Origin of the sequence: Castellaniella daejeonensis (assembly GCF_039523555.1) — a bacterium.
GTDB lineage: Bacteria > Pseudomonadota > Gammaproteobacteria > Burkholderiales > Burkholderiaceae_B > Castellaniella > Castellaniella daejeonensis.
The window spans coordinates 1-7,583 of sequence record NZ_BAAAFN010000005.1 but is presented as its reverse complement, the minus strand read 5'-3'; the positions used below and the strand labels follow the sequence as shown (position 1 = coordinate 7,583).

General features: G+C 50.5%; 6 protein-coding genes and 2 pseudogenes. 1 reads left to right on the top strand and 7 read right to left on the bottom strand.

Annotated features, from left to right (window positions below):
• Positions 1–136: 136 nt before the first annotated feature.
• From ABD022_RS01945 to ABD022_RS01915, 7 genes and pseudogenes are all read right to left on the bottom strand, one after another.
• Positions 137–1,090 carry a glycosyltransferase family 2 protein gene (locus tag ABD022_RS01945; protein ID WP_343819759.1) on the bottom strand — a complete coding sequence of 318 codons (954 nt, stop codon included), beginning with the start codon at positions 1,088–1,090 and terminating at the stop codon, positions 137–139.
• A 1-nt stretch (position 1,091) separates the two neighbouring features.
• The gene (locus tag ABD022_RS01940; protein ID WP_343819756.1) at positions 1,092–1,841 is read right to left on the bottom strand and encodes a glycosyltransferase; all 750 of its coding nucleotides are present in this window, start codon (positions 1,839–1,841) and stop codon (positions 1,092–1,094) included.
• Positions 1,828–3,237 carry a mannose-1-phosphate guanylyltransferase/mannose-6-phosphate isomerase gene (locus tag ABD022_RS01935; protein ID WP_343819754.1) on the bottom strand — a complete coding sequence of 470 codons (1,410 nt, stop codon included), beginning with the start codon at positions 3,235–3,237 and terminating at the stop codon, positions 1,828–1,830. Before ABD022_RS01935 ends, ABD022_RS01940 begins: the two co-directional genes overlap by 14 nt.
• A gap of 12 nt (positions 3,238–3,249) precedes the next feature.
• On the bottom strand, positions 3,250–4,227 hold the full coding sequence (gene fcl / locus ABD022_RS01930) for a GDP-L-fucose synthase (RefSeq protein WP_343819752.1): 978 nt from the start codon (positions 4,225–4,227) through the stop codon (positions 3,250–3,252).
• 4 nt (positions 4,228–4,231) lie between these two features.
• Positions 4,232–5,350, bottom strand: a complete 1,119-nt coding sequence (gene gmd, locus ABD022_RS01925) for a GDP-mannose 4,6-dehydratase (protein WP_343819750.1) — start codon at positions 5,348–5,350, stop codon at positions 4,232–4,234.
• Positions 5,351–5,483: 133 nt separating this feature from the next.
• Complete coding sequence (locus ABD022_RS01920; protein ID WP_343819748.1) at positions 5,484–6,677, bottom strand: hypothetical protein; 1,194 nt, start codon at positions 6,675–6,677, stop codon at positions 5,484–5,486.
• 133 nt (positions 6,678–6,810) lie between these two features.
• A pseudogene (locus ABD022_RS01915) lies at positions 6,811–7,101 on the bottom strand (DDE-type integrase/transposase/recombinase); the annotation flags it as partial.
• A gap of 105 nt (positions 7,102–7,206) precedes the next feature.
• Here ABD022_RS01915 and ABD022_RS01910 point away from each other — a divergent pair.
• Positions 7,207–7,518, top strand: a pseudogene (locus ABD022_RS01910) (transposase); the annotation flags it as partial.
• Between the last annotated feature and the right edge of the window lie 65 nt (positions 7,519–7,583).

The window sequence follows — 7,583 nt, the reverse complement described above, 5'->3', positions numbered from 1 at the left end:
GGGAGTCTCCGATTGAAAGGAGGCTCCGAAATTCTACTGGCTGATGTCTACTCTGAGGGGGAGCTTACGATCCCATCCCACGAACCGTATTCACCAAAGCAATGCAAACTGTCACTTTGATTTCGGGGTTTCCAAATCATCCATGAAAATCATCAAGCATATTTTTATTTATCTTTCTATGCCTTAAATTTCGTGCCAGTTGCAACAACCAGGCGGGTATAAACGAAATAAAACTGATCGCAGCCGCAGTTCGATTCCTGCCGCATGCCAATGCCAAATCTCTAATGGATAAAGCGCCCAAGCGATCCGCATTAAGCACCAAGCCAGATGCAGTGAAAAAAGCAATGCGGTCAAACAAACGCACCACACCCACCCGTTGCGCCGCCGCCAGTTCCTCTTTATTCAATAAATCCGCGAGAAAGCTTAGCGAGCCTGGCGGTTCTGTCATGCGAAGTCTGTCGGTTCTATTTTCAGCCTGTTGGTCATATATGGCTGTCACAACTTCAACATGCGCAATCGGATGCAGCAGGGCCAATTTAGACCAGACTATAATATCCTCGCCGCGACGTATTCCAACTGGAAAACCACCCACTTGCATCAGGGCAGCACGACGCACAACCGCAGTCGATGAGTTCACCAGCCCCAGTCCTTTTGAATACGCTTGAAAAAAATCCGGCACCAACCCTTGCCACTCGTTTGGAAACACCGAATAGGGCCGTTGATATCTCCCCTGACGGCGAATAACATGGGCAGTACTAAACAAGGCCGCTTGCGGGTGAGACAATATGAGACTCCGAACAGCCTCAAGATGGCCCGGTAGCCAAAAATCGTCAGCGTCCAGGAAAGCTATATATTCACATTTTGACGAACTGATTCCAAAATTTCTGGCAGCACTGACACCCTGATTCGGCTGGCCAATCAGGCAGACCCCCTGTTCTGTAAATTCCCTGACAACGTCAGGACCATTATCTGTTGAACCGTCGTCAACAACAATGATCTCACTGGGTTTGAAGGTCTGACCAAGTATACTTTCCAATGTCTGCCGGATACTCTGACCTTTGTTATAAAGGGGAACCACAACAGAAAACATGTCAACCCTTCGAGCCAAGAAATCGACGATTCTTGAAAAGGCGCAGGCACAGTATCAATAACTGAAGCCACACATTGTGCCCAACCAAGACCTGTGACCTAAAACCTTCGACCAGCGTTCCAACTGTATCATTACCACTGGTTCCCTCAGTCCGAAATTTACCAGCCAAGAAATCCTGGCGGCTTATTTCAGACCCACCATGAACCGCCTTTAAAATAAAAAGCTGATCCGCCGCAATCGGTAATTTTCTGGAATACCAGCCAAACCTATCGTGCAAACTGCGCCTGATCGCCAATCCCACTGCATGGCCGCTGACATGTGCAAATTGCCCATACAACCACTCCCATTGACGAGAGCGTACACCGCCCACTCTGCCATTTACCTCGATCAATGCGGTCACCATGTCGGCATCTGTTATGTCGCATGCATTTTTGTAATTTTTCACCGCATCCGGAAATAATTCATCATCCGCACCAACCACTAGGTAATAATCGCCTGTGGCTAGTTTCACCGCCCGGTTCAGCGCATCATAAATACCAAAATCCGGCCGTGAATCCACCCGGATGCTAAGCGTCTTTCCAGCCTCTTCCAGCATGGCCAATGTCCCATCCGCAGATGCACCATCGGCCACCACCCACTCAAAATCCTGGTCTGTTTGTGCCTTCAAAGACATAATCAAACGCGGCAGAACTGCTGCCGCGTTATAAGTTGCCGTGACGACTGAAAACCGGGTTTTCTTATGCTCTGCCATAGCGATCCTCCAAGCGCACGATATCGTCTTCCCCCAGATAAGTGCCTGACTGCACCTCAATCAATTCCAGGGGAATAACGCCCGGATTCTCCAGACAATGCACCTGACCGATCGGAATGTAGGTGGATTCGTTTTCGGTGACCAGATAAGTCTTTTCACCATTCGTCACCCGCGCAGTGCCACTGACCACAACCCAATGTTCCGCCCGATGATGGTGTTTCTGCACAGACAGTTTGGCACCGGGCTTGACCGTGATTTTCTTAACCTGATAACGATCCCCGCTGCCGATACAATCGTACACGCCCCAGGGTCGGTATGCATCCCGATGCTGGACATGTTCCGTACGCCCGCTGTCTTTCAATTGATCCACAATCCGCTTTACGTTCTGGACATGCTCTTTTCCCGCGACCAGCACAGCGTCTTTAGTCTCGACAATCACCAAGCCTTGAATACCAACAGCTGCCACCAATCGGCTTTCTGCATGAATCAGTGAATCGCTCACGCCATCCATCAGCACATCGCCGTGCAGACTGTTACCATTACCATCATCATCCAGCACGTCGCCCAACGCAGCCCAGGCTCCCAGATCATTCCAACCAGCGTCCAGGGTGATCATCACCGCATCTTGCGTGTGTTCCATGACGGCATAATCGATGGAATCCGAAGGGCACTGGCCAAAGGCATCGGCACCGATGCGGATGAAATCAAGATCACGAACAGCATCCGCCAGTGCGGCCTTGCATGCAGCCAGCATGTCAGGCCGGTGCTGCTCCAGTTCAGCCAGATAGCGGCTAGCCTTAAACAGGAACATGCCGCTGTTCCAATAATAACGGCCAGCAGCCAGATACTCGGCAGCCTGTTGAGCATCGGGTTTCTCGACAAACCGGGCCACCCGCCATCCATCCGCAACGGGGCTCCCTCGTTCGATATAGCCGTAACCTGTTTCAGCCCGATCCGGCACGATGCCGAAAGTGACCAGATGATCATTCAATGCCAGCACACGGGCACGCATGATGGCTTGATGAAATACTGGAACATCTGCGATCACGTGGTCAGCCGCCAACACCAACAACAACGGATCATCGCCCTGCGCGATCGCCTGCAGCGCGGCTAACGCGATCGCTGGCGCCGTATTGCGGCCCATGGGCTCCAATAGGATTGAGGCTTCTCCCTGATCGATCTGCCGCAGTTGCTCCGCTGCCAGAAACCGATGCTGCTCATTGCAGATGACAAACGGCGTCCTGCAATTCAGACCGTCCAGGCGCAGGATTGTCTGCTGCAACATGGTCTGCGGCCCAACCAGAGGAAGGAACTGCTTGGGTTTGTGTTCGCGCGACAGGGGCCACAAGCGTGTCCCAGAACCGCCAGCCAGCACAACAGGCAAAATAGCAGTCATAAAAATCTGTTCTCAGTTGGCCCGCACATCATCCAAATGCGCAACATACCACGCGTAAGTGTCCGCCAGGCCTTGCTTCAGTGGAATCCCCGCCTGCCACCCCAACCTTTGCAGGCGGGATACGTCCAGCAGTTTACGTGGCGTGCCATCCGGCTGATTGGGGTCAAAAACGATATCCCCCCGATAGCCGACGACATCGGCAATCAGCGTTGCCAATTCGTGAATGGTGACATCCGACCCGCAGCCGACATTGATGTGCGACAACATAGGACTGACCTGCCTCGCCCAGACATCGGGCGGCAATTCCATCACATGCACGCTGGCGGCTGCCATGTCGTTTACGTGCAGGAATTCGCGTCGGGGGGTGCCACTGCCCCACACCACCACCTGCGGATCCCCCTGTTCCTTTGCCAGATGAAAACGGCGCATCAAGGCGGGGATTACATGGCTGTTCTGTGCATGAAAATTATCCCCAGGGCCGTACAGATTGGTCGGCATGACGCTGCGGTAATCCCGATCATGCTGCCGATTGTAGGATTCGCACAGCTTGATCCCCGCGATCTTGGCGATGGCATAGGGTTCATTCGTGGATTCCAGCACCCCAGTCAACAGGGCGTCTTCGCGCATGGGCTGCGCCGCCAGCCGGGGATAAATACAGGAAGATCCCAAAAAGAGCAGCTTTTGCACACCATGATCGTGCGCGGCCCCAATGACATTGGCCTGGATCATCAGATTGTCATAGATGAAATCCGCCGGATAAGTGTCATTGGCATGAATCCCCCCCACCCTGGCCGCCGCCAGATAGACCTGGCTGATTGCATGCGCCGAAAAGAAATCGCGCACCGCCTGCTGATCCAGCAGATCCAGCTGATCGCGGTCTGCAGTCAGAATATTGCCATACCCCAACGCCCGCAGCCGGTGCACGATGGCCGAACCCACCATGCCCCGGTGGCCGGCCACAAAAATCGTTGCTTGCCTATCGACAGTCATTGAATCAGTTTTCCCGAGAAACCCGCACATCGTAGCCGTGGGTCTTCAACAGTGCATGTCGTCTGGCTTCTTCCAGATCGTGCGCGACCATTTCCTCTATCATCTGGTCCAGCGTGATTTCAGGCACCCAGCCCAGTTTCTCCCTGGCCTTGGCCGGGTTGCCCAACAGCGTTTCGACTTCCGTCGGACGAAAATAGCGCGGATCCACCGCCACGATCACGTCGCCAGGGCGCACAGCTGGCGCGGCATCACCTTTGACGGATTCCACCACGCCCTGTTCATCCACGCCACTGCCCTGAAAACGCAATGTAATCCCTAGGCGAGCGGCAGCCTTGCGGATGAAATCGCGCACCGAATACTGCACCCCAGTGGCGATCACGAAATCGTCAGGTTGGTCCTGCTGCAGCATCAACCACTGCATACGGACGTAGTCATGCGCATGGCCCCAGTCGCGCAGCGCATCCATATTGCCCATGTACAGGCATTTTTCCAGACCCTGCGCAATGTTGGCCAGACCCCGGGTGATCTTGCGCGTGACGAAGGTTTCGCCACGGCGCGGGGACTCATGATTGAACAGAATGCCGTTACAAGCATACAACCCATAAGCCTCGCGGTAGTTCACCGTGATCCAATAAGCGTACAGCTTGGCGACCGCATAAGGCGAACGGGGATAAAACGGCGTGGTTTCCCGCTGTGGGGTTTCCTGCACCAGGCCGTAGAGCTCAGAGGTAGAGGCCTGATAAAAGCGTGTCTTTTTTTCCAGGCCCAGAAAACGGATGCCCTCCAAGAGCCGCAGCGTACCCAGCGCATCAACATCCGCCGTGTACTCCGGGGACTCGAAGCTGACCGCCACATGGGACTGGGCCGCCAGGTTGTAGACCTCGTCCGGCTGGACCTCTGACAGGATACGAATCAGATTGGACGAGTCCGAAAGATCACCGTAATGCAGGATCAGCTTGCGATTAGATTCATGTGGGTCCTGATACAGGTGATCGATCCGCTGGGTGTTCAAGGACGATGAACGGCGCTTGATGCCGTGGACTTCGTAGCCTTTGTACAGCAGGAATTCTGCCAGATAGGAGCCGTCTTGGCCCGTGATGCCGGTGATGAGTGCTTTTTTCACAAAATACTCTGATGAATTATTAATACTTGATCTTAAATTTACCACAACTTACTAGTCATCGCCCCAGCATCTTATGGGATATAAAATAATCGGCATGCAAAATATAGTGAATACCATGTCAAAAAATAATTCTTCACAAGTTTTTTACAACAAGACCCAGCAATTTATTTATTATCCTAAAAACGAACAAAGCAATAATCCACCCAATGCCATATCGATGCTGGCATGCAAAACGCGAAACTGACATTACCGATGCAAAATAATCAATTACCTCAGCTTGATTTAATGACTTTCTCCTCGCACAATCATACACATATCTATATGGCGGCCATCCATAAATTTGCGGCATCTTACCAAGCAAAATCGCCTCCACAGCAATACTAGAAATATTAACAGCAACCCGATCGCTGTTAATTAATAGCGCATACGAAGAAACAGGAGAATCAGGTAAGACGACTTCTATATTCTTAGCATCACAATAATTCACAAGAGGAGCCAGAGAGTCTCTCCAACCAACATCATTTACTTGATTTGGATGGCATCGAACCACTACCTTATTAAGGCCTGGATTCTTTCTTATCACATCCTTTACAAAAGCGAGGTCATTCGCATAATCACTAGCAAGCACATCAGAAGCAAGCGACATGAATTCATGAGTCGAGCTTATATATATAGATAGATCATAATGAGACACTGCAGTATCATCATAGGAGCTAGAGAATTTATTATTAAATTTAGATGATATATATTCCTTCTTATACTTATTCAGTTTTTTTATTGAGATATTTTTTTTATCAAAATATTCTATATACATCTTTCCCCAGGAATAAAGATCATGAATAGGGAAATCTGTTAATGTATATGAAGACAAGCCACATCTTCCGTATTCATAGTAGAAAACTGGAATATTTTTATCTTTTGCGAATTTGGCTACTTTGTATACAGAAGAAATCCGACCGTTGAATACATATATGGCGCTAGGACTCAATTTAATTAAATATGTAAACAAATCCTCAGAAGCAGCATCTATTTCTAATAGATCATCCCATATTTTTGGATATTTTTCTTTATCAGCAGTTGAATCACTGGTCAACGAATAGAGCGATGAAAACACTCCTGTTAGATCATTACTCTCAGCCGGGTATTTAGTAAATGGAAGAATAATAACCTTATGTAGACGAAGAATATGCTTAGCGATAATTCTTGATAATTTGTTTAGGAAGTTATTTCCGTAATCATTTTTTATGAGGAATGCCTTAGAACTAACATAACAGACTTTATTATTTTTCTCCAAGCGCTTGCCTATAGAAAAAGCCGCCGCCAGCATATGAATTCTGAAATCGGATAAGACAATTATTATCATAAAATATCAGCCAAGATCTTCCTGAATTATTCATTAACCAAACATAAACACTATAGCCAGAACAGGATCTGTAAAACAAGTACTCTACAAACAACTATCTGTCGATGTAGACGCGACGACGAATCCGTTCGCGTTTGAGCAACTGGAAGAAGCTCTCAGCCACGGCGTTGTCATGGCAATTGCCCCGCCGGCTCATACTGGGTGTGAGTCGATGGGTCTTCAGGAAGTCGCGCCAGTCGTGGCTACCGAACTGGCTGCCCTGATCGCTGTGGATGATGACCTCGGCCTTTGGGCGACGGCGCCAGACAGCCGCCAACAGGGCGTTGAGCACCAGATCGGCATCGATGCGACTACTCATGGACCAGCCCACCACGGTACGAGCAATCACGAACGCCCAAATATGGCCTTGGGCGGCATCACCCCAAAACAGCGGCTGGCCATGGCCGCGTAGCCTTCCTACTTCTGGCAATCGCTAAAAATGGGGGGATTACCGATGATTGTTGCCTGGAATATCGGCGTTCGTCCAGACGCAAGCCTCGTCAACACCATGCTCGATAACGCGGTGCGGACCCTTCAGCCCAACGAGTACCCCGTGATTCATTCTGATAGAGGCGCGTATTACCGGTGGCCCGGCTGGATTCAGCGTACGGACAACGCCAAACTGGTGCGATCAATGTCCAAGAAGGGTTGTTCACCAGACAACGCTGCTTGCGAAGGATTCTTCGGACGCTCGAAAACTGAGCTTATCTACCCGAGGAATTGGCAGAATGTCACACTCTGGGACCTCATGGAGCAAATCGATAGTCGTCCCTGAAGAATTCATTTTCGCCGCATCAAGCCGGATTTCCGGCGCTCTGAGGCGTCCAATTC

Coding starts and splice junctions, on each gene's coding strand:
- ABD022_RS01940 (WP_343819756.1), bottom strand. CDS start 1,841: ATGGCAGAGCATAAGAAAACCCGGTTTTCAGTCGTCACGGCAACTTAT.
- ABD022_RS01920 (WP_343819748.1), bottom strand. CDS start 6,677: ATGCTGGCGGCGGCTTTTTCTATAGGCAAGCGCTTGGAGAAAAATAAT.
- ABD022_RS01935 (WP_343819754.1), bottom strand. CDS start 3,237: ATGACTGCTATTTTGCCTGTTGTGCTGGCTGGCGGTTCTGGGACACGC.
- fcl (WP_343819752.1), bottom strand. CDS start 4,227: ATGACTGTCGATAGGCAAGCAACGATTTTTGTGGCCGGCCACCGGGGC.
- ABD022_RS01945 (WP_343819759.1), bottom strand. CDS start 1,090: ATGTTTTCTGTTGTGGTTCCCCTTTATAACAAAGGTCAGAGTATCCGG.